The organism is Methyloferula stellata AR4, assembly GCF_000385335.1.
Lineage (GTDB): Bacteria > Pseudomonadota > Alphaproteobacteria > Rhizobiales > Beijerinckiaceae > Methyloferula > Methyloferula stellata.
Genome location: NZ_ARWA01000001.1, coordinates 556604 through 578030 on the forward strand (window position 1 = coordinate 556604; position 21427 = coordinate 578030).

General features: G+C 59.8%; 17 protein-coding genes. 5 read left to right on the plus strand and 12 right to left on the minus strand.

What is annotated here, in order from left to right:
* The first annotated feature begins 49 nt into the window (after positions 1-49).
* Positions 50-1093: a fatty acid desaturase gene (locus tag A3OQ_RS0102755; RefSeq protein ID WP_020173825.1), complete on the plus strand. Its 1044-nt coding sequence runs from the start codon at positions 50-52 to the stop codon at positions 1091-1093.
* A 3-nt stretch (positions 1094-1096) separates the two neighbouring features.
* On the opposite strand, the gene A3OQ_RS0102760 is transcribed toward A3OQ_RS0102755, so the two are convergent.
* The 8 genes from A3OQ_RS0102760 to A3OQ_RS0102800 all read right to left on the minus strand — a co-directional run bounded on the left by A3OQ_RS0102760 (position 1097) and on the right by A3OQ_RS0102800 (position 9471).
* Positions 1097-2341, minus strand: coding sequence for a glycosyltransferase family 2 protein (locus tag A3OQ_RS0102760; protein WP_244427080.1), 1245 nt, complete (start codon positions 2339-2341; stop codon positions 1097-1099).
* A gap of 267 nt (positions 2342-2608) precedes the next feature.
* Positions 2609-3055, minus strand: a complete 447-nt coding sequence (locus A3OQ_RS0102765; protein WP_020173827.1) for a MaoC family dehydratase — start codon at positions 3053-3055, stop codon at positions 2609-2611.
* Positions 3052-3516: a hypothetical protein gene (locus A3OQ_RS0102770; protein WP_020173828.1), complete on the minus strand. Its 465-nt coding sequence runs from the start codon at positions 3514-3516 to the stop codon at positions 3052-3054. Before A3OQ_RS0102770 ends, A3OQ_RS0102765 begins: the two co-directional genes overlap by 4 nt.
* Before the next feature lie 274 nt (positions 3517-3790).
* Positions 3791-5014 carry a beta-ketoacyl-[acyl-carrier-protein] synthase family protein gene (locus A3OQ_RS0102780; RefSeq protein ID WP_020173829.1) on the minus strand — a complete coding sequence of 408 codons (1224 nt, stop codon included), beginning with the start codon at positions 5012-5014 and terminating at the stop codon, positions 3791-3793.
* Positions 5015-5284 carry an acyl carrier protein gene (locus A3OQ_RS0102785; protein ID WP_020173830.1) on the minus strand — a complete coding sequence of 90 codons (270 nt, stop codon included), beginning with the start codon at positions 5282-5284 and terminating at the stop codon, positions 5015-5017. It lies immediately after the preceding gene.
* A 421-nt stretch (positions 5285-5705) separates the two neighbouring features.
* A complete protein-coding gene (locus tag A3OQ_RS0102790) occupies positions 5706-6248 on the minus strand; it encodes a L,D-transpeptidase (protein ID WP_020173831.1) in 543 nt (180 codons plus the stop codon).
* Positions 6249-6418: 170 nt separating this feature from the next.
* Positions 6419-8359 (minus strand): acetate--CoA ligase, encoded by a 1941-nt coding sequence (gene acs / locus A3OQ_RS0102795; protein WP_020173832.1) that lies wholly within the window; start codon positions 8357-8359, stop codon positions 6419-6421.
* A gap of 434 nt (positions 8360-8793) precedes the next feature.
* Complete coding sequence (locus A3OQ_RS0102800) at positions 8794-9471, minus strand: Crp/Fnr family transcriptional regulator (protein WP_020173833.1); 678 nt, start codon at positions 9469-9471, stop codon at positions 8794-8796.
* A 220-nt stretch (positions 9472-9691) separates the two neighbouring features.
* Here A3OQ_RS0102800 and A3OQ_RS0102805 point away from each other — a divergent pair, with 220 nt between their 5' ends.
* The gene (locus A3OQ_RS0102805; protein ID WP_020173834.1) at positions 9692-10192 is read left to right on the plus strand and encodes a hypothetical protein; all 501 of its coding nucleotides are present in this window, start codon (positions 9692-9694) and stop codon (positions 10190-10192) included.
* Between the two features lie 54 nt (positions 10193-10246).
* Here A3OQ_RS0102805 and A3OQ_RS0102810 read toward each other — a convergent pair whose 3' ends face one another.
* Both A3OQ_RS0102810 and A3OQ_RS0102815 read right to left on the minus strand, forming a co-directional pair.
* On the minus strand, positions 10247-10909 hold the full coding sequence (locus tag A3OQ_RS0102810) for an invasion associated locus B family protein (protein ID WP_020173835.1): 663 nt from the start codon (positions 10907-10909) through the stop codon (positions 10247-10249).
* Between the two features lie 204 nt (positions 10910-11113).
* The gene (locus tag A3OQ_RS0102815; protein ID WP_020173836.1) at positions 11114-11875 is read right to left on the minus strand and encodes a DUF1223 domain-containing protein; all 762 of its coding nucleotides are present in this window, start codon (positions 11873-11875) and stop codon (positions 11114-11116) included.
* A gap of 356 nt (positions 11876-12231) precedes the next feature.
* Here A3OQ_RS0102815 and A3OQ_RS0102820 point away from each other — a divergent pair, with 356 nt between their 5' ends.
* Genes A3OQ_RS0102820 through A3OQ_RS0102830 form a run of 3 tightly spaced genes read left to right on the plus strand, consistent with a single transcriptional unit; the run spans position 12232 to position 14270 of the window.
* Positions 12232-12831 carry a LemA family protein gene (locus A3OQ_RS0102820; RefSeq protein ID WP_020173837.1) on the plus strand — a complete coding sequence of 200 codons (600 nt, stop codon included), beginning with the start codon at positions 12232-12234 and terminating at the stop codon, positions 12829-12831.
* 6 nt (positions 12832-12837) lie between these two features.
* On the plus strand, positions 12838-13659 hold the full coding sequence (locus tag A3OQ_RS0102825; protein WP_020173838.1) for a TPM domain-containing protein: 822 nt from the start codon (positions 12838-12840) through the stop codon (positions 13657-13659).
* Positions 13659-14270, plus strand: a complete 612-nt coding sequence (locus A3OQ_RS0102830) for a TPM domain-containing protein (protein ID WP_020173839.1) — start codon at positions 13659-13661, stop codon at positions 14268-14270. Before A3OQ_RS0102825 ends, A3OQ_RS0102830 begins: the two co-directional genes overlap by 1 nt.
* Before the next feature lie 149 nt (positions 14271-14419).
* Here the strand turns inward: A3OQ_RS0102830 and A3OQ_RS0102835 are convergent, their stop codons facing one another.
* Both A3OQ_RS0102835 and A3OQ_RS0102840 read right to left on the minus strand, forming a co-directional pair.
* Complete coding sequence (locus A3OQ_RS0102835; protein WP_161607291.1) at positions 14420-19831, minus strand: GH36-type glycosyl hydrolase domain-containing protein; 5412 nt, start codon at positions 19829-19831, stop codon at positions 14420-14422.
* Between the two features lie 312 nt (positions 19832-20143).
* Entirely contained in the window at positions 20144-21310 is a 1167-nt protein-coding gene (locus A3OQ_RS0102840; protein WP_020173841.1) for a lytic murein transglycosylase, read from the minus strand.
* Between the last annotated feature and the right edge of the window lie 117 nt (positions 21311-21427).

A 21427-nucleotide genomic window follows, 5' to 3' on the forward strand; every position in this document is an offset into this window, starting at 1 on the left:
ATTACGCAGAGTCTTATGTTTATTGGCTCCGAAAACAGGCGGCGGAAGAATGCAGTCAAACATTCACAGCGTTGACTTTGCCCCCAGCGCGGCTGCCGCGAAGCCCGCTTTGACGTTTTTGTCCGCGAAGCCGCAACGCCCGCACCCTTTAAGGCGGCGCGCGATTCTGGCGGCGCATCCCGACGCCGAGCGCCTCATCGGCCACGACCCGCTCACGGCCGTCATCACGCTCGCCGTCGTTCTCGGCCAAACCGCGATCGCGGGCTTTCTCGGTCATCTCGGCGCCGGCTATTGGTGGGCGGCCCTGATCCTCGCTTATTGCGTCGGCGCCTTCGCCAATCACGCCATGTTCGTCGTCATCCATGACGCGACCCATAATTGCGTCTTCGCCGGCAATACCGCGAACAAATGGGTCGCAATCCTCGCCGATCTGCCGAATGCGGTTCCGACCGCGATGGGCTTTCGCTGCTATCACATGAAGCATCATTCGCATCTCGGCGATTATGATTATGATGCCGATCTGCCGAGCCGCTGGGAAGCCCGCTTCTTCGGCAATAGCGCCTTCGGAAAAGCTGCCTGGTTCTTTTTCTTCCCGGCGCTGCAACTGTTTCGTCTGAACCGGCTCAGGGGCACGGTCCCGATGTGGGGCCGCTGGACCTTCATCAACGGCGCCTGCATCATTGCCTATGACGTTGCGATCCTCGCGCTCTTTGGCCCGAACGCGCTGTTTTATCTGTTCATGTCGTTCTGGTTCTCAGTCGGCGGGCTGCATCCGCTCGCGGCGCGCTGGGTACAGGAACATTTCACCTTCGATCCCGAGCAGGAAACCAATGATTATTACGGGCCGCTGAATCTCATCGCGCTCAATATCGGCTATCATAACGAGCATCATGATTTTCCCGATATTCCCTGGCGCCGCCTGCCGGATTTGAAGAAGATCGCGCCGGAATATTACGACGGGCTGCGGACGCATCCGTCCTGGTTCGGCCTCTTCGCGCAATTCATCGTCGATCCTCGCTACACGCTATTCACGCGGGTCGATCGCAGCAGCCTGCGCGCCCAGGCAACGCAAGCGGCCGGACCGAAACCTTAAAGATCACGACAGGGTGGATTTCGGCGTGCGCTTGAATTGCTCGCGGCGCCCGAAAGCCGTTTGCAGGATTTTCGGCGTATTCGACACGCTGACATAGATCATCAACGGCGTCAGCGACGCGGCGGTGATCGCATATTCCTTCAAGGTGCCGCGGCGCAGGACGATATAGGGCATCAGCGTCAGGCCGACGGCGACGAAGAAGATCAGGACAAACAGAAAGCCGATGACCGGCAGATAGACTCTCGGGTCGCCACCGCGCAGCAGCAGGCATGCGATAAGAGAGACCGTGGCGATCGCGACGCAAGGATAGAAAGCCTGCACGAGGATCAAAAAGGTCGCCGAGAGCTTGCGGCCGAAGGACCAGCTTGTGCTTGTCCAGATCGGCGTCATCAACTTATGCGCGACCTGCACGAAACCATTCGACCAGCGTCTCTGCTGAACCCGCCAATGCCTTACGCGTTCGGGAACGAGACCGGGAACCGGCGGCTCCATCAGAAAGAGCCCATGCCATCCGGCAAGCCCGGCGCGAATGGTGAGATCGAGATCCTCGCAAAGCGAATCCGCCGACCAACCGCCCGCCGCGTCGACTGCCGCGCGGCGCCACACGCCGCCCGTCCCATTGAACTGGAACAGCCAGCCGCCGCGAAAGCGCGCCGCCTGCTCCATCGCAAAATGCGCATCGAGCAGCATGCCTTGCGCACGCGTCAGCCAATTGGTTTTGTAATTTGAAAATTCGCAGCGCGATTGCGCGAAGCCCGCCTTCGGATCCGCGAGCATCGCCGGCACGATGGTGCGCAGCCAATCGGACGGCGGCCGGAAATCGACATCGAGCATGGCGATGAAGGGCGCGTCGCTGACTTTCAATCCAGCTGCGAGCGCACCCGCCTTGAAACCCGTCCGGTCGGTGCGGAAGAGATGCTGGACGTCGAAACCTTTGTCGCGCAATTCCTGCGCGAGAGCCGCGGCGACTTTCGGTGTCTCATCCGTACTGTCGTCGAGAAGCTGAATATGCAGTTTCGATTGCGGCCAATCGAGCGCCGCTGCCGCGCGCAAGGCGCCAGAGACGACATTCGGTTCGTTGAAGACCGGAATCTGCACGAGAACATGCGGCAGATCCGCATCCGCCAAGCCGCTCGGCTGCGGTTTGCTCCGCCATCCGCTGCCGCTGACCAGTTCCATCAGATTGATGCCGATCAGTGCGAGAAACGCACCGGCTACGATCACAAGCCCGAGGATCGAAATCGTCAAACTGATCTCGAAAACCAATCGGATGAGCTCAATTACGATCAACGGCCGCGACCCCCCGGTTGGTCCGATTAGATAATTCAGCGCGGGCTGCGAGCGAAACGCTTCGCACTTTGCCTCATCCCGCTCTCGTCCCTGCGTCGCAGGCTTCCGCCGGGGTATATCACGGATCATCGACAAAGGTCGATGATCCGAATAGGGCCTCGATCATCCGCAATTATAACCATGTCCAGGGCGCGAGCCCATTCACATTGACGCGCGCGCCAATGCTCACACGGACGGACTGCGATGCGGCAAAAGCTTGGCCTCGGCGACGAGCGCCAGATCGCGTCCCTGGCCATGCGCCATCAAACGCAGAATGATGCCGGGGCTTTCGCCCGTGGTGACCCGTATCACGCGGCCGGAAACCTCGAAAGTCTGCCCAGCCAGAACCGGCCGCAGGAATTTCGCGGAAAGATTGACCAGCGCCAGATCCGGCCGCCATGCCAGAATCAAGGGCTCAAAATGGCCCATCATGAGCATGCCGTGGATCGGCCGCTCCTCAAGTCCGGCCCTTCGCGCGATGGCCGGATCGAGATGCAAAGGATTGTCGTCGCCGGAGGCACGCGCATAGCGGGCGAGCGCATCACCGTCAAAGGGACCGCAGCAGCGCTTGGGCAGTTGCTCGCCGACCTGCGGCCAATCGATCGCCGCGGCACACGCATGATTGGCGTTCATGGCGCGCTCCCCGCCGCGCTGATGATCCGCAGGATCGTCTCCATTCGAAGACAAGGCTCATCGCGGGCGGTGACGACCGAAGTCCGCACGATCAAGCGCTCCGGATTCATCTGATGATCGATGTCGGCGGTCATCAGATAATCTTGATCCGCATCGAGTGGGGTCTCGTAAGTGAAGCTTTGCGATTCATGAACGGCGATGCCGCCGGCTTCCTTCAATTTTATTTCGAGGACGCGCCAAAGCTCGGGCACAGTCAGCCAGCGCATCGGAAATGTATGCGGTACCTGAATAGACTTCGCCCGGCCCTCTGCAGAGCAGTCGTCGACGGACCAGCCCGTCTCACAGCGGAAGGCTTCGATATCGGCACAGGCCGTCGAGACGCGAAAGGGACCAAGCCGCAAAGCGCCCGAGCCCTCCGGGTCCGGCGCCCCGGAGGAATGCATATTCGTAGCGTCCTGCATCGACGGTCCTCGGTCTGAAGCTACGCGGCATTATATCGGACTGCCGCCATGCTTCAAATTGTTGTGTCGCCTTATTTTACAGGGGAGACGGCGACTTATTTAGAGTCACTGCGCCTTTATGCATCGGCGCATGAGCCTTCCTAAAAAGGCAAGTCCACTTCAAAATCGGGTTTCTTTAAACGCATGATCTTCTCCGAAAAAGCGAACCAACTTTTCGGGATCATGTCTTCTCTCGCCGCATGACCTCACCCGAAAAGTCTGCAACTTTTCGGGATCATGCTGCCTCAATCTTCTTTACGACGAGGACCGCATTGATCCCGCCGAAGGCGAAAGAATTCGACATGGCAAAATGAATCGGCAGAGGCCGCGCTTCATTCGGGATCGCATCGACCGGGCATTTTTCGTCTGGCACGGCCCAATTGATCGTCGGCGGCGCCACATTGTCCAAAACGGCGCTGATCGTGACCGCGAGTTCAAGCGCGCCGCCCGCACCCAATCCATGGCCATGAATGGGTTTCGTCGACGAAACCGGAAGCACTGGCGCCTTCTTGCCGAAGACCATCCCGATCGCTTCGGATTCGGTCAGATCATTGATGACGGTTCCGGTGCCATGCGCATTGACGTAGTCGATCGCATCAGGGGGGATGCCGGCATCCTGCAAGGCATAGCGCATCGCGGACGCGGCACCGAAAGCATCCGGACGGACATGGTCCTTGGCGTCGCTCGATGTGCCATAGCCCGCCAGTTCGACGATGGGCACAGCACCACGCGCGCGTGCAAGTTCCTCGGTTTCGAGAATGAAAACGCCGGCGCCGGCGCCGATGACCATGCCATTGCGGTTTTTCGAAAAGGGTCGGCAATAATCCGGGCTGAGGACACGCAAGGCCTCCCAGGCCAGCATGGTGCCGCTCGTGATGCAATCCTCGGTACCGCCGACGATCGCCCGGTCGACGAGACCGAAGCGGATCATCTGAGCGCCGAGGCCGATCGCCTGCGTGGCCGAGGAACAGGCACTGCCGACCGCGAGACATGGTCCCGTCGTTCCAAAGCGCATGCTGACATTGGACGGACAGGAACTCGGGATAAGTTTCGGAATCGTCAGAAGTTCGGGCCGGCTATTATTGATGAAGATCTGATGATGGCCTTCTTCGATCGTCGTCATCCCGGCGATGCCGGTTCCGATGATGGCGGCGGTCCGCGGTCCTGCGAGAATGTCGCGCGGGATGCCCGATTGGGCAACGGCCTCATCCGCGGCGACGAGCAGATATTGCGTGACTGGATCCAGGAACGCGATCAGCTTGGCGTCGAGATAGGTTGCCGGATCGAAATCACGGACCTGCGCCGCGATTTTAATGCGCCCCTTGTGAGGCCGTGGAAACCGGGCTTCCGCCACACACGACCGCCCGTCCCGCGTAGCATGCCATAGAGGTTTTGCCCCGACACCGGCCGCGGAAACCGCGCCCATGCCGGTGATAACGACCCGTCTTGTCGAATCCATTCAGCTTTTTTCTTTGATGATATAGGCGGCAATCGCGTCGATCAGGCTCTTTACGTCCTTGGCTTCATGGAACGGGCCATCCATCGGGATATAGACGTCGAATTTTTCTTCGATCGCCGTCAAAATCATCACGATATCGATCGATTTCAGATCCAGACTCTCGATCGTTGCGTCCATAGTGACCTTTTCGCGATCCACCATTCCTTCGCTAATGATCACCTCGGTGATCTGATTGACGAGTTCCGCTTGGTCGAGAACTTTGGTTTCCACCCGTCACTCCCGTTACGCAAGATTTCCCAGCGATTTAGGTCTGGCAGCACGTTGTTGCCGCCACATTTAGGCCCGGCCACAGATTATGTCTCTCCGGCCAAGGCAGAAAGACCTAGGACTGGCCCAGCCCATATTTCCGATGTCCGAACCATAGGGGATCGCACCATGACTTGCCAGCAAATCGGACAAGGGTGCGAGCCAACCCACGGCGACCCTCGCAGGGTCAGACGCGAAGCCCTTCGTTAATCCAATCTATCATTAAAATCAAAGGTAGCTGGAAAGGTTTTCCAACGGCCGGCCAAAATAGCGGCTAAACATGCGAAAGGGTTCCCGTTTCTGGCGAAAACGGAAACCCTTGCAGCATTTTCGGTCAAATGGCCTGGCCCGGGGCAAAGCCTGAATTTCAAAAGGCAGCCCGGATTCAGGGGATCGAGACGACCGGCGTCCCGACCGAAACGCGCTGGTAGAGGTCGAGCACATCCTCGTTATACATGCGGATGCAGCCGAAGGAGGCGGCCGTGCCGACGGAGCGGCGCATGCTCGCCGTCGTGCCGTGGATCGCGACTTCCGACAATCTCAAGGTGATCGCCGCGGCGCCCATCGGATTATGCGGCGAGCCGCCCGGGATGACGGATTTGAGGTTCGGATGGACGGCGCGCACAACGGCGGGGGCTTTCCAATCCGGCGCCATGTATTTGCCCTCGACGGAAGTCTCGCCGCTCCAGGCCCGGCCCGCCATGCCGATTGCGATCGGATAGCGGATGGCGGTGCCATTGCCTTCGGTCAGATAGAGCCGGCGCTCATGCTGCTTGATGACGATCATGCCGGCCGGATAATTGGCTGGGAAAGAAACCGATTCACGCGCTTCGGCAACGACCGGCGAAAGAGCGGCAAAAACCCCAAATGACGCCGCGCAACCTGCCACAAGCCAAGTGAGGCAGCGGCCATGTCTAGTCTTGTCCATGACACCCTCGAAACAAATGAAACAACCGGACGCGATGCTCGCGTCACTAGGTTGAACAATACCAAGGGTGCGGATAAAGCCGAGTGAAAACCTCAACTTGAGTTAATATGCTCTGTATCCGTTACATCCAAGCCGCACCCCGAAAGGGTGCGGCTTTTTAAGGTTATGCATTAACCTGCGGGGCGATTGCGAATGAGATCGTCGACGACGGTCGGGTCCGCCAAAGTCGATGTATCTCCGAGAGCGCCGAACTCGTTTTCGGCGATCTTGCGCAGGATGCGGCGCATGATCTTGCCCGATCTCGTTTTCGGCAGGCCGGGTGCGAATTGGATAATATCGGGTGAAGCGATGGGTCCGATTTCCTTGCGCACCCAGGCAACGAGCTCCTTGCGCAACTCGTCCGTGGCTTCGGCATCGCTCATTAAGGTTACATATGCGTAGATGCCCTGCCCTTTGATGTCGTGCGGATAGCCGACGACGGCTGCCTCGGACACTTTGATGTGGGCGACAAGCGCGCTTTCGACCTCCGCCGTGCCCATGCGATGACCCGACACGTTGATGACGTCGTCGACCCGCCCGGTGATCCAATAATAACCGTCGGCGTCGCGGCGGCAGCCGTCGCCGGTGAAATATTTGCCAGGGTAGGCCGAAAAATAAGTCTGCACGAAGCGCTCATGATCGCCGAAAACGGTGCGCATCTGGCCCGGCCAGGAATCGGCGATGACGAGATTGCCTGAGCAAACCCCTTCGAGCACCACGCCATTGCTATCGACGATCTCCGGCTGGATCCCGAAGAAGGGCAACGTCGCCGAGCCGGCCTTCAGCGGCGTTGCGCCCGGCAGCGGCGTGATCAAGTGACCGCCCGTCTCGGTCTGCCACCACGTATCCACGATCGGGCAGCGGCCGTCGCCGACCACGTGATAGTACCAGGTCCAGGCCTCCGGATTGATCGGTTCGCCGACAGAGCCAAGCAGCCGCAGGCTGGCGCGGCTCGTTTTCCTGACCGGCTCGTCGCCGGCACCCATCAAGGCGCGGATGGCCGTCGGCGCCGTATAGAAAATATTGACCTTGTGCTTGTCGATCACCTCCCAGAAGCGCGACACGGATGGGTAATTCGGCACGCCTTCGAACATCAGCGTCGTCGCGCCATTGGCGAGCGGTCCATAGAGAATATAGCTATGGCCGGTGACCCAGCCGACGTCGGCCGTGCACCAATAGATATCGCCGTCGTGATAGTCGAAAACATATTGATGCGTCATCGACGCGAAGACCAGATAGCCGCCGGTCGTGTGCAGGACACCCTTCGGCATGCCGGTCGAGCCGGACGTATAAAGAATGAACAGAGGGTCTTCGGCATTCATCTCGACCGGCGGACAATCGGCCGAGGCCTGCGGGACGACGTCGTCATACCAGATGTCGCGGCCTTCGACCCACGAGATCGCACCGCCAGTACGCTTGACGACGATCATGGTCTTGACGATGTCGTCGGCTTTTTTGATCGCCTCGTCGGCGTTCGATTTGAGCGGGACTTTTTTGCCGCCGCGCAGACCTTCGTCGGATGTGATCATCACTTTGGACTTGCAGTCGATGAGGCGGCCGGCGAGCGAATCCGGTGAGAAGCCGCCGAACACCACCGAATGGATCGCGCCAATCCGTGCGCAGGCGAGCATGGCGTAAGCCGCCTCCGGAATCATCGGCATGTAGATCGTCACGGTGTCACCCTTGTCGACGCCATGCGCCTTCAGGACATTGGCGAGGCGGCACACCGCCTCGTGCAATTCCTTATAGGTGATGAATTTCTGATCTTTCGGATCATCGCCCTCCCAGATGATCGCCACCTGATCGGCGCGGGTTGCGAGATGCCGGTCGAGGCAATTCATCGCGACATTGGTGGTGCCGTCCTGGAACCATTTGATCCACACATTGCCCGGACCGAAACTGGTGTTCTTCACTTTCGTAAAGGGCTTGATCCAGTCGATGCGTTTGCCTTCCTCAGCCCAAAAACCTTCGGGATCGGCGATCGAACGCGCATACATGACGTTATATTTCGCCGCGTCGATAAAAGCGCGCTTTTGCCAATCGGCCGTGACCGGATGCACTGTGTCAGACATAGCTTCCTCCCGCAGCGGCGCTCTTGAAACTCGGATTTCGGGCGCGCTTTCACTGTCCATTATGCGGGGCCACAGAGACGCGAACAAGCGCCGCGATCTTGTCCTTTGGTCAAATAGCGTCGTGTTGCGCTGCAAGAACTCAAATGGACGGGAAAGATCGACCCGCGCATCTGGCGGAACGCCAATTGAAACAATTATAGGCGTGAAATCAAGCCATTATGGCTTAGACAACCTTTCAGAACGGGGCGACACGCCGCCAGGTTCAGGGCCTGCTGCATTGCGATACGGCTGAGGAATCGATTGAACGAAAGCGCCGCGGGATAATGACTTGCCCCGGCTTCTTCCTCCGCAATACGAGCGCTAGCGGAGCTTGAGAGCACAGCCTTAGAGATCCTCCGAGCTGGGAAAGGCGAATTTGACGCGCCATTTTCCCATCAGTCGAAGGAGCCGACGAGCCTTCGATATTCGGCTTCGGGGACGCCATAGCTGTCGCCTGCTGTTTCTTCCAATCTCTCCCGATCGAGCACCTGAATCTTGCCCCGTGTCGCACGAATAATATTCACGCCTTCCAAAATATGGATCGCGTCTGTCACGCCGGACCTGCGCACACCGAGCATGATGCCGAGAAATTCGTGGGTAATGGTCAGATCATCACCATCCACTCGATCGTGACACATGAGCAGCCAGCGGGCCAAGCGTTCGCCAATGACTCCGCTGCCATTGGAGAGTGCTGTGTAGCCGGTTTGAATCGTGAAGGCTTGAATATAGCGCATGAGCAAGGCGCGAAGAGCCGGGCTCTTCTCAAGAATAAGAGCAAAGGTTTTGACGGCGATCAAAAACCCTTCCCCCTCCATCTGGATGATGTGCTGATGCGGCGTGCGATCGACGCCGAGAATACTCGAGGTCGGGCCGATGCCATCCCGGCCGTAGATTCCCACCTCCAGTTTCCGATTATCCAGCGTTACGGCAATCTGCGAAGCAAGGCCGCTTTCGAGGAAATGCACATGGCTGTTTGGCTGGTTGGGATGAACGAGGACGTGACCGCGCTCTAACACAAGCGGCTCAAGGTGCGGTTGAACAAGCCGGTAATCGTCCGGCGAAAGAGCGGCCAATAGCCGATTTCGCAGAGTGCCCTGATCCGGGGGAGACATGACCGTCCCATCATTTTGGGGCGGGAGCTTACGTCTCTCTCTGCCGCTGAGGCCCTAATCACTTCCAAGCGATGATCGACGTAGCGCCGGAACGAGCCGGAGCACAACCCATAAATCCGAAATGTACGGTTTCTGACGGTTCCGGCTCGGCCTCTACCAAGAATTCCGCCAGATACATAGGATGATGCTCATCGCGCGCGAGCGAGTTCCTGCATACGCCTCCTGGAAGACGCGTATCGGCACGCGCCGCGATCTTACGCAGATGCAACCAGACGACCTAAACAGCACATTAATGAGCGCTCGAACCTCTCGCGGCTTAAGGAGCATGAATAGCGCGTTGCGGCAAACACTTGCCGGTGTTCTCGACAATGCCGAGGAACGCGCAAATAGGCTCCAGAATCAGATAAAGCGGCGCTTGCAGAAGCTGCTTAAGTGGGTTCAATCCATTTCGCCACGGACTTTCCGGAATGCGCCGCGCTCATCAGAATGTCAGGCGGTCACTATGTCCAAGTCGCAAGATCTACAAAATCACGCTCTGGAGTGCCTGCGCCTGGCCGCGCAGTGTAGGGGCTTGGCTCAGGATGTGTCCAAGCCCGACCAAAAGGCTCACTTCCTTCGGATGGCCGGCGAATGGGAAAAACTGGCGACCAAACCCTATCTGAGCGGTCCGACGCTGCACTGACCCAGGCCCTGAACCGGGATCAAAATTGACGCCTGCACCTTTTCGGGATCATGCTCAGGGACATTCCTTCTGCACCTTGTCGAGGGCTTGCGAGAAGCCGGTCAGCGAATAATTGTCGGTCGTCACATTGCCCTTTATCGAGGGCGCCTTGACCACGAGTTTGGCGCTTTTCTTCATGGCCTCGATGAATTGGCCTTCCTCGGCGGGGTTTTTGACCCATGCATTCGGGCCTTTTGCGACGAGATCGAAGCCAAGATTGCCGACTTCGGCACGCGCCTCGGCGCCGTCCTTCATGGGAAAGCCCATGATGATCGAGATCTCATTGCGGACATTTTCCGCCGGCCGGTTGGAAATGAAGACATAGGCCGGATCGCGCGGCAGGCCGGATGGCACCCGGTCTTTCGGGCTCGCAAGCGCATAGCAGGTTTTTTCTTTGCCGCTCTGCGCCAGAAACGCGCCCCAGTCGCCAAAACTCCCAACCTGGACGGGCTTTGCCCCGCCCTTGTGGTCGCTGTCCTTCGCGTCTTTTTTCTTGCCGTCGGATTTCTTGGAGTCGGTTTTGGACTTCGCTTTAGTGTCCTTGGCCTTGCTGTCCTTGGCGACTGTCGTCTTGGTACTGGTGGTATTGCTTGGCGCGGCCACCGCCGTCGCAGCGCAAAAGCAACCAAAAATAAGGGCAAATGCGCCTGAAAGCGCCAAGGCGTGCATGCGAATCATAGAACAATAATACTCCCTGCCGGCCGTTGAAGGCGAGAGGACCTGCAACTGGGCAAGACAGGCATCCTATAACCTGAAATCCTCGAGCCGTGGACTCTTGAAAGAAATCCACCGCTCGCGTTCAAAAAGCATTAAGCCGCCGATCTCGGCAAAATTCAGACGGGTTTGCGGTCTCGATCAAGGGGGGCCGACGGCGGCGGGCCGCTAGAGGCCGGTGCTCTTGGCTGCGGCGAGAATTGTGCCCGGTTGCTCCAGCGTGCCTTGCTGGAGAAATACGACATAGCCTTCGTCTTCGGCTTTCAATTCGGTCACGTCGAAACTCGCCGCCTCACCGTGCCATTCGCCGATCTTGCGCATGGCGCGTACGACATTCGTGTAGGTGATGCTGCGGCCTTTGTTCTCGCCGCGTTCGATCGTCACGGTGCGCGTATGTGCGACGCGCAAGATGAAGACGCCGGCGGAAGTCCGCGCCAGATCGCCCGTGCCGGCGCCCAATTCGATATGCAAAGTGCCGGCGGCATCTTTCAACCGCATCGGCACGGTAAGCGCCCCGCCGCTACCCTTGTTGGCGTCGATCGCTTCCTTGACGCCGTCTTCATCGCTGCCGACCACATCGGAACGGCCATCGACGACGATTTGCGGCGTATAGACATGGCCGTCGCCACGAACCGAAGCATAGGCCTTCTGCCGCGCCGTGAAATGCGGTGAAGCCAAAGTATCCTTCCAGCCGATATAGTCCCAATAATCGACGGGAAAGGAGACCGCGATCAGGCCGGGATTGCGGGCCATTGCGCTGACCAGCCTGTCCGCCGGCGGACAGGACGAACAGCCCTGACTCGTGAATAATTCGACGACACCTTTCGGACCCGTATCGGCCTGCGGCTCGGCATAGAGCGCAAGCGTGCCAGCCGCGAGCGCGGCCGCGAAAACGCCCGTCGGAATGAAATGTCGAAGCGAAGGTTTCATGTCAGGTGCCAGTTAGGTGCCAAGGAATACCCAGGGTTCGTCGGAGACACATAGGTAGTGATAAGCGCGCGACACGCACTTCAATTCGGGGTGAGTTCATGAGCTTGTGATAGCATCGATACCACTTTTGGAAAGGCCGCATTGAGCATGCTCAACCGCAATCGCGATGTGACACGGGCCTATCATCCAGACCCTATATTCTCTTGAGAAAGCGCTCTTTCCTCCTCCTACGAGACGCTTTACCTTGACCCTCGGATAAAGCATCGATCTTCTTCGAAAGACCCCACGAAATCGTTCTTCAAAGATTAAATCTTCAGGCCGAAGCGCGGCCGATCCGAACTCAAAAGGACTGATACATGAGCTTGACCTTTTCCCGTCTGCGTTCGCTCTTTGCGGTCGTTCTCGTCAGCCTGAGCGTTTCGGCTTGCGGCTATAATACGATCCCGACGCTTGAGGAGCAGGCGAAGGCGAAATGGTCCGACGTTCAAAACCAATATCAGCGCCGCTCCGATCTCATTCCCAATCTCGTCTCGACCGTGCAAGGCTATGCCAAGCAGGAAAAGGACGTCCTGACCTCAGTCGTCGAGGCGCGGGCCAAGGCGACCTCCGTCAAGATCGACGCCTCGCAATTGACCGATCCGGACAAGATCAAACAGTTCCAGGATGCCCAGGCGCAATTGTCGGGCGCGCTTGGCCGGCTTCTGGCCGTCAGCGAAAATTATCCCGATTTGAAATCGAACCAGAATTTTTTGGCCCTGCAATCGCAGCTTGAAGGCACCGAGAACCGCATCGCCGTCGCGCGCCGCGATTATATCGAGGCGGTGCGCGCCTATAATACCGAACTCAAGACCTTCCCCGGCATCCTTTGGGCTTCGACCGTGTTTCGCGGCAATAAGCCGATGGCGGACTTCACCGCCAATGACGCCGCGCAGACGCCGCCTCAAGTGAAGTTCTAAAAGACAATGATCCCGATCCCGCAACGGGCGGCAGAGCGGCGACCGCCGGTCGTAACAGATCGGCACGCGCCGCCGCGCTGGCTTATCCTTGCGATCCTGGCGCTTGTCGGTTTTTGCGGCTTGAGCCTTGCACAAAATTTTCCGGCGTTGACCGGACGCATCGTCGATCAGGCTAATGTGATCCCGCCGCAGACCCGCACGGCAATAGAGACGAAGCTCAAGGATCTCGAACAGAAATCCGGCATTCAGCTCGTCGTCGCAACGGTCGCCTCGCTCGATGGCCAGGAGATCGAGCCTTACGCCAACGAATTGTTTCGTACCTGGAAACTCGGCGAAAAAACCAAGAATAATGGCGTGCTTCTGCTGGTCGCGCCGAAAGAGCACCGCACCCGCATCGAAGTCGGCTATGGGCTCGAAGGCACGCTGACCGATCTGCTGAGCAAGGTGATCATCACCAATGCGATGATCCCGCGTTTCAAGACCGGCGATTATGGAGCCGGCATCGAACGCGGCGTCGACGACATCATCACCGTGCTGACGACAGATTCCTCCGAATGGGAAAAACGGCCGGAGCTGCGGGCCGTCAAGCAAGGCCAGACCGATCAATATACGCCGCTGATCGCGCTCATCGTCATCGTGATCATCGTCATCCTGATCCTGCGCTCCTCGCATCGCAGCGATATTCTCTCCTTTATCGCCGGAATGCTGCTGAGCGGCGGCAGCGGCGGAGGCGGAGGCGGCGGGGGATGGAGCGGCGGCGGGTCGGACGATAGTTTTTCCGGCGGCGGCGGATCGTCGGGCGGCGGCGGCGCCTCGGGAGATTGGTGATGGTTCTGACGAAAGAGGATCAAGACCGCATCGGTGCCGCGATCCGCGCGGCCGAAGCCAGAACCGAGGGCGAGATCGTCTGCGTGCTCGCCAAGTCGTCGTCCGATTACGCGGTCTATCCGCTCGCCTGGTCGGCACTGGCAGCGCTCATCGCGCCCTGGCTCCTCGTCACTCTGACGGCGCTGTCCGTCGAGCGGGTCCTGCTCATCCAGCTGCTTTTATTCCTCGGTCTTTATGTCCTGTTTTCGGTGCCTGCCATACATCGTCTTTTGGTGCCGCGGCCGGTGCAGCGCGCTAGCGCCCATCGCGCCGCGATGGAGCAATTCATGATCCGCGGCATGTCGCGCAAAGCCAATCGCGCCGGGGTTTTGATCTTCGTCTCGCTCGAAGAACATTATGCCCGCATCGTCGCCGATCAGGGCATTACCGCGAAAGTCGATCAGTCGGTTTGGCGCGGCGCAATCGACGCGCTCATTTCGCATATGCGCGAAGAGAGGATCGCCGACGGTTTCATCGCCGCCTTGGAGCAATGCGCCGGCGTGCTCGCCGAGCATTTTCCGGTCAGCGCTGCACCGACCAACGATCTGCCCGACCGGATCTATTTGATCTGAGTTGTTCGAAAACACAGCAATGCTTGAAGCCCTCGTCCTTCGAGACGCGCTCCTAACGGAGCGCTCCTCAGGATGAGGGCTCCCCCAACCCTCACCCTGAGGAGCGTGCGCAGCACGCGTCTCGAAGGGCGAGGGTTGGATTATCATCGCTAAACTTTGTTATTCACCCGTCCATCGATGCTGATCGATTTCACCTGCAAGGATCCCTTCGGCGCGAAGAGATCATCCTTCACGGTGATCTCGCCGTTCTTCATCTCGATACCGAGGATCGCATAGGCAGCCGACAGCATGCGCGCGGCCGATCCCGTGTACCAGCTCCAGCCGCCGCGCCCCTCATAACCGGGACCGTCGTAAATATCGGCCGGTTGCTGATGCGGCGCCAAGCCATAGACCGCGAGCTTCTCGCCGTCCGTCTTGCCCATCGGCGAAATTTTCACCCAACAGGCAAAGGCGCGCGCAGTGAGCTTCTCGGCGAGCACGGCTTCGCCATCCGCCTTGGCCTTTTCGGCCAGCTTTATATAGGCGTCGACGACCCAGGACACGCCATGCGAATATTGGCCGCCGTTTTCGCGCACGCCCGGCGGATATTCGACAACGCGCCCGGGATAAGGCGCCGAATGCTCGTCGAAAGGCGGCGTCACGAGCAGAATGCGGTCATCCTTTTCGAGATGCTGCAACGCCTCTTCGAGTGCGCGGCGCCCGCGTTCGAAACCGGCCGCGCCCGAGAGGATCGGCCAGGCCGCCGTCATCGCGCTCGCGACATCGAAACAATTGCCGTAATCGTCGAAAGCCAGGGGATAGCGGTCGCCGAACCAGACGGAATCGAGCGAGCCCTTCAATTCCTTCATGACCTCATGAATATTCGCCGCGGCTTTTTCGCCTTCTCGCATGCGGACAAGCTCCACGAATCCGGCGAGAACATCGTGCAGGAAAAAACCGAGCCAGACGCTTTCGCCTTTCCCATGCAGGCCGGCAACGTCGATACTGTCATTCCAGTCGCCGGTGCCGATCAGAGGCAGGCCATGCGATCCGAACCGCGTCAAAGCATAATCGATCGCGCGGCGGCAATGATCATAGACCGTGCCGACCTCGAGCGACGGGCGCGCGGCGAAGACGAGATCGATCACGCCGTCTGGAATGGTCGGGCCATCGAGATAGGCGAGCTTTTCATCGAGCACGCCATAGTCGCCGGTGGCATCGATATAGCGCGTGAGGACATAGGGCAGCCAGAGATGCGGATCGGACGCCCTCGTCCTTTGGCCAAGGCCCGTTTCGCCGTTCGGCGCCTCATGCCACCATTTGAAAACGTCGCCTTCCGGAAATTGCTGTCCCGCATGCAGCACGATCTGACGCCGCACGAGCGCGGGATCGGAGAAGACGAGCGGCAGGACATCCTGCAATTGATCGCGGAACCCGAAGGCGCCACCGCGCTGGTTCGGGCCGGTGCGGCCCCAAAGGCGCGACGTGAGAATCTGATAGGGCAGCCAATAATTGACCAGCCGGTCGAACTCCGGCTGGTTCGTCTCGATATGAATCTTGCCGGCGCGTTTCGCCCAAGTGTCGCGCGTCAATTGCAAGGCAAATTGTGCCACTGCGACATCCTTCAGGCGCATCGCCGTCCGGCAGGCTTCGTCGCGCGTCTCAACCTGACCGAGCACGACCACAATGTCGATGGCGCTTTGCGCCGGAACCTCGACGACACCCGCGAAGGCGGCGACCCGGGTTCCGTCGGTGCGGCAGGACGCGTCGGGCTTGCCCGTCTCCACCATGATGGGATTGGTCAGATCACGGCCCGTGCCCCCGATAAAGCGCGGCCGCATTACTTCGGTTGCCGGGTTGAGCAGGCTCGTCGCGGCGAAGGCCCAACCCTTGCGGAAATCGTTTGTCGGGTTTGAGAAGAGCAGCGTGCCGGTCTCTTCGTCGCGCTCTGTTTGGATCTGGCCGCGGCTCGCGAGACTGTTTTCGTCGAGCACGATCTCGAAATAGGGCACGATGCGGAAGCGCTTCGCGTGACCGGTCGGATTGCGCAAGGTGAGAAGCCTGATACCCGCTTTTTCCTCCGGCGGCGTAAAGACGGTCAATTCCAATTCGACGGCGTCGCGCAGACAGCGAAATTGCGCCGTTCCCAAATCATACGTCACTTCGTAGCGCGCATCGGCGCGGCGGAAAGGCACGAAGCCTGCCGTGTCAGCCTCATTGGTTTCAAGATCGACGACATAGATCAATTGGCCCGGAATCGAGACGGGCACGGATTCAAGATTGTAAGGCGTCAGCGCATTCTGCCGCTCGTTTCCGGCGAAGGAATGGATTTCGCCTTCGTTCGAAACGACGGCGCCATGTCCGTGATGATTGGCCAGAAGATGTGCCCATGGCCGTGGCGTCTTCGGCGTCAGGTGGAGCGCTTTGCCCGCGTCCGAGAAGGCGAAAGGCCATGCGTCATGTGCCTTGCGCGGCATGTCGGGCGCCCGCGGCCTTGCAAGAAGCGCCGTGAGTTCCTGATCGGCCAAAGGCGCGAGCCCGAACTGATCGGCGATGAGCGCAGCGGCGGCGCTCTCGCTCGCCGCATGACCGTCGATAAAGATAAGCTCGCATGTGCCATGCGCTTCGAGCGCTATGTCCAAAGTCAGGCTCGCGGCGGGATCGAACGTATAAAGCGAGCCTTGATCGTCGGGATCGCGCGGGTTTCCGGCGCCGAGCCCATCGGGATCGCGGACCGTGCCGGAGCCGATGAACCGGGTCCGCGAATCCTCATAGCCGGACAGACGTCCATTGCCGCTTTGCACGAAGGCGGCATGAAAGAAAATCTCCTGCGACATCCGGCCGGTGCGATGGTCATGCAGCAGCCGGTTGCGGCCGAAGATCGCGTTGAGCGGCTTTACGAACCACGTCTGCACATGCATCGCGTTGAAATCCGGATCGCGCACATAGGAGCCCGGCTCATGCAAGGCGAGTTCGCGGTAGCTCGTCAGCCGCAGATGCCGGGCGTGGCCCGACCAATCGGTCAGACGCAGCCGCCAGATCGCAACCGGCGCGTCGTCGGAAAGCGAGACCTCCGCTTCCGCGTCTATTCCCTGCGTCCGGTTGGACAGCTTGATGAGATTAGGCTTCGGCTGCGAAGCCGCATAATCGACGCTCGCAATCTGCATCGGCTCGAAGCCGAGGCTCCATGCCGCTTGATGGGCCATATCGCGGAGATAGAAGAAAGGCCCGCGCAATTGCAGCGGATCGGTGAGGCGGCGCGTTATATCCACGCCCTGACCGCCGCGCACCATGCCTTCGATCTGCGTAAAGCCGCGGCCGTCCGGCTGCAAAGTAAGCCGCATGAAGCCCGACGACAGTTCGAATTGGCCGCGAGGTTGCAAAACGGCTTCCGGCACGAAGGGCAGCGCTGGCGCAATCGCCGCGCCGCGATGGCCCCAGTGACGCACGATAAGGCTCGCCACAAGACCGGCGACGAGACCGGCGCCCGCATAGAAGCCGATGAGCTGGAGCACCGGAAGCGGAAAGGGCACATCGGCGGCGCGCAGCCGCTCGGCGCCGGTCCAGGCCGTATCCCATGCGGCGCCGCGCGGAATGTAGAAGGGGATCAGAAGCGGCGTCCAAGTCGCAAAACGCCTTATACCTTCCGGGATGAATCGCGCGCGGGCCGAATGGCCGACGAAACGGGCCGCCGCTTCGTCGGCGCGATCGCCGCCGACGAAGGTGAGGTTCACCAGCGTCGCGACGCGCAGGCCCATATGATCGAACCAGATCAGAACCCTCAGCCAATCATAGGCGAGAAGTCCGGTGAAGATCGAAAGGCTCCAGCTCCGGAAATCGGTCGGCGTCTCGACGATATTCATCGTGGTGGCGGCAATCGTACGCACCGCGCCATCCTGATTGTACCAGGAGGGCACGGGCGATTGCCGCAGGAAGGAATTGATGATCGGGGCCATCCAAAGGCCCCAGCGCAGCACCCGGACCGTCTGCTCGACAAGGCCGATGAAGCCTTCGCCGCTCGCGAGCCGTTTCAAGGGCGAGAGGCTGCGCCTGAAGGCGGCCTCGAGCACGAAGAAATTAATGCCGAAGAGCGGCGCCGCGATCGACCAATTGATGACGCCCGACAGCGATTCATCGAAGAAAAGGCGCACGCCGCCGCCGACCTGGCCGAGATTGAGCATGCCCCATTTGCTGAACCAGGGATAGACCGTGAAATCATTCACCGGCCGTCCGGCAGCACTGTAGGAAAGATCAGTATAGGCCCAGAATTTCGCAACGACCACGTCGATTTGCGGGGCGTCGAAATACCAGCCGAGCGCACCGGCGACGAAGCCGCCGAGCGCAAGTCCCAGGACATAGGGCTGCCAGCCTTCCAAGACCTTGCGGCGGCGGGTGACCAGCATGGCAAGATCGTAGAAGAAATCGACCCCGCCATAGGCGAGCGCGCCGATCACGAACGCGGCGAGAAACCGCATACCGCCATCTTCATGGCTCAGATTCGATGCGAAGGCGAGCGCGACGCCAAGCCCAGCGACAAGGCCGCGCCAATAGGCGCGCGGACTGCGATAGCTGACCGCGAGCCGTCCGAAGAAGGGCGGCGTCCCATCGGCGCTCGCAACGAGCGTCTGGATCAGCGGATAGAGCAGCATGCCGCCGACGGCGGCGACAAGGAAAGGCTGCTGCGACACGAGCCCGGTGAAGCCTGGCTGGCGCAGGGTCAAGGCCGCGACCAGCAGCAGGAACATGAAGGTGCCGCCGTAGATCGCGCCTTTCAGAAAGCCGTCCTTGGCGTGAAAATAGGCTTTGATGAAAGTCGGCGGCGCGCCGCGCAAGGCATCCATGGCAACGCCCGTCAAAACAAAGGTAAGACACCAAAGGCCCGCCTGCGCCAAAGCCGCGGCCGCGACGGCGACGAGGATCTGCGTTGAGCCAAAGCCCGGCATGGCTTGCGGCAGATTGGCGATGATCGGCGTCAAGGCCGCGAGCACGGCGGTGCCAACCAATAAGGCATGAAGCCGTGGCGTCCGCGCCACGCGTCCCATGATGATCAATCCGAAAAGACCGACCATCGTTTCGATCAAGACAACGAGAGCCAGGATGCGGCCGAGCGCGATGCAGATGGAGTTCGAGGCCATATGCAAGGTCGCGGCATAGCCGATCTCGCGCATCAGTGCGGCGGTTTTCAGCGACAGGACGAGGTTGAAAAGAATTGGGGTGAGGAGGATCGCGAGACTTTCGCGCCACGACAAATGCCGGCGTGCCCGCAACTCCACATGGATCGATGCGAGGAAATAGAAAAGGCACACAACCGCGAAACCGGCCGGAGTCAGGCCGAGTAAGTCGTGCCATTGCGTCGGGATTTGCCAGATCGCCAATCTGTCGTCGCGCATCGCGGCCAGAAAGCCGATGATGACGACATCAAACAGACTCTCCATCGGAGCTGGCCGGCGTCCGGTGGCGGCGATATGCAAAACCGCGAGCCCCGCCGCGCCGAAAAGCGCCGCGGCGAAGGCGCTCGCGGGAAGCGGCGCGGCAAAACCGGCGCCAGCAGCCACGACAAGCGCCAGAGTCGCAACGGCCATGAGGCCATCCACTCGAACCGGTTTCGACACGTTTAAGTTCGCTGCATCTGTTAAAGCCATGCCCGCTCCTGGCTCGCCACAACGAGAGGCACTCGTCCCGGCATTGAGATTTCGCGCCATCATGTCCAAAGGTTTTTGAACAGCACGATGACAGAGGCCGGACGCAATCGCGCATTACGCAGGATCTTGCACCTATTTCGGCAAGATCGACCGTCCGGCAAGCCTAAGACCTTTCAAACGGAACTAGGCTGTGATCACCTTGAATAGGCAATTGTACTTCGATCGCTGGGGTTTACGCGCGATCCCAAAGGTTTAACGCCCTTGCAAGGCTGCGAGAACGGATGCGCTTGCCCTGCCATGCGCGGGCAGGCCCGCTCTAGTCTGGAAATCGATGATGGCCGCGCGGGTCTTGGTGCCGATCACGCCATCCATTTTGCCGTCGAGATCATAGCCGCGCTTGATCAAAAGCGCCTGCAATTCCCGTCTTTGCGCGCGCGACAGGCCCGGATCATTCGTCGGCCAAGGAGTGCGCACGCCCGGCAGTCCCTTCAGCCTGTCCGAAAGAAGAGAAACGGCCAAGACGTAAGACTCGGAAGCATTGTAGGCGAAGATCGCGTTGAAATTGCGCGTCACGAGAAAGGCCGGGCCTTCCGGACCGGCCGGCAGCAATAGTCCGGCGGCCCCTTCGCCGAGAGGCGATCCGTCGATGCGCGTAATGCCGCGCGCGGCCCAGGCCGACATGGGCTCTTTATGCTTGAACCCGGATGGCCCGGCATAATGCTCCGGCAGGCGCACTTCATAGCCCCAGGGCAGGCCTGCAACCCAGCCGGCCTTATGCAGATAATTGGCTGTGGAGCCCAAAGCATCCGGCACGGAACCGATCAGATCGCGGCGGCCATCGCCATCGAGATCGACCGCGATGCGCAGAAAGGTCGAGGGCATGAATTGCGTATGGCCGAAGGCGCCGGCCCATGAGCCCATGAATTTATTCGGATCGACATCGCCAGCATCGAGAATTTTCAAGGCCGAAATGAATTCGCCGCGAAAATAGGACTGCCGCCGGCCTTCGCAAGACAAAGTCGCGAGCGACTGGATGATGGGCCGCTTGCCGAAGTTCTGGCCGAAATTGGATTCGACGCCCCAGACCGCCGCTATGACGGCGGCATCGACGCCGTAGCGGCTGCTTGCAACGGAAAGTGCATGCGCCCATTGATGCATCTGAGCCCGGCCGTCATTGACGCGCTCGTCATCGACGAGGCCTGCCAGATAATCCCAAATCTTCGTCTGGAATTCGGGCTGCGCCGTCTCGAAGGCAAGCAGATCGGGATCGAAGGTCAGATCGCGCGTCGCCGACTCGATCGTCCTGGCCGAGACGCCCGCGCTCGCAGCCTTCGCCCGCAATTCGCCAAGGCATTCCTGAAACCCGGCGAAGGCGGGAACGGTCGAGAGCAACAAAGCCCAGGCGGCAAAGCGAATCATGATGTCACCAAACCTCTTGAGACGCATTCCTGCACCATAGCCGAAACCTTGTGAGTCGTGAATCCGACCAAGATGTGGCGCTTCGCGCGTTAACCTAAGCGTCCACGTGAAAACGGC

Coding starts and splice junctions, on each gene's coding strand:
- A3OQ_RS0102755 (WP_020173825.1), top strand. CDS start 50: ATGCAGTCAAACATTCACAGCGTTGACTTTGCCCCCAGCGCGGCTGCC.
- A3OQ_RS0102765 (WP_020173827.1), bottom strand. CDS start 3,055: ATGAACGCCAATCATGCGTGTGCCGCGGCGATCGATTGGCCGCAGGTC.
- A3OQ_RS0102770 (WP_020173828.1), bottom strand. CDS start 3,516: ATGCAGGACGCTACGAATATGCATTCCTCCGGGGCGCCGGACCCGGAG.
- A3OQ_RS0102780 (WP_020173829.1), bottom strand. CDS start 5,014: ATGGATTCGACAAGACGGGTCGTTATCACCGGCATGGGCGCGGTTTCC.
- A3OQ_RS0102790 (WP_020173831.1), bottom strand. CDS start 6,248: ATGGACAAGACTAGACATGGCCGCTGCCTCACTTGGCTTGTGGCAGGT.
- acs (WP_020173832.1), bottom strand. CDS start 8,359: ATGTCTGACACAGTGCATCCGGTCACGGCCGATTGGCAAAAGCGCGCT.
- A3OQ_RS0102805 (WP_020173834.1), top strand. CDS start 9,692: ATGATGCTCATCGCGCGCGAGCGAGTTCCTGCATACGCCTCCTGGAAG.
- A3OQ_RS0102810 (WP_020173835.1), bottom strand. CDS start 10,909: ATGATTCGCATGCACGCCTTGGCGCTTTCAGGCGCATTTGCCCTTATT.
- A3OQ_RS0102815 (WP_020173836.1), bottom strand. CDS start 11,875: ATGAAACCTTCGCTTCGACATTTCATTCCGACGGGCGTTTTCGCGGCC.
- A3OQ_RS0102820 (WP_020173837.1), top strand. CDS start 12,232: ATGAGCTTGACCTTTTCCCGTCTGCGTTCGCTCTTTGCGGTCGTTCTC.
- A3OQ_RS0102825 (WP_020173838.1), top strand. CDS start 12,838: ATGATCCCGATCCCGCAACGGGCGGCAGAGCGGCGACCGCCGGTCGTA.
- A3OQ_RS0102830 (WP_020173839.1), top strand. CDS start 13,659: ATGGTTCTGACGAAAGAGGATCAAGACCGCATCGGTGCCGCGATCCGC.
- A3OQ_RS0102835 (WP_161607291.1), bottom strand. CDS start 19,831: ATGGCCGTTGCGACTCTGGCGCTTGTCGTGGCTGCTGGCGCCGGTTTT.
- A3OQ_RS0102840 (WP_020173841.1), bottom strand. CDS start 21,310: ATGATTCGCTTTGCCGCCTGGGCTTTGTTGCTCTCGACCGTTCCCGCC.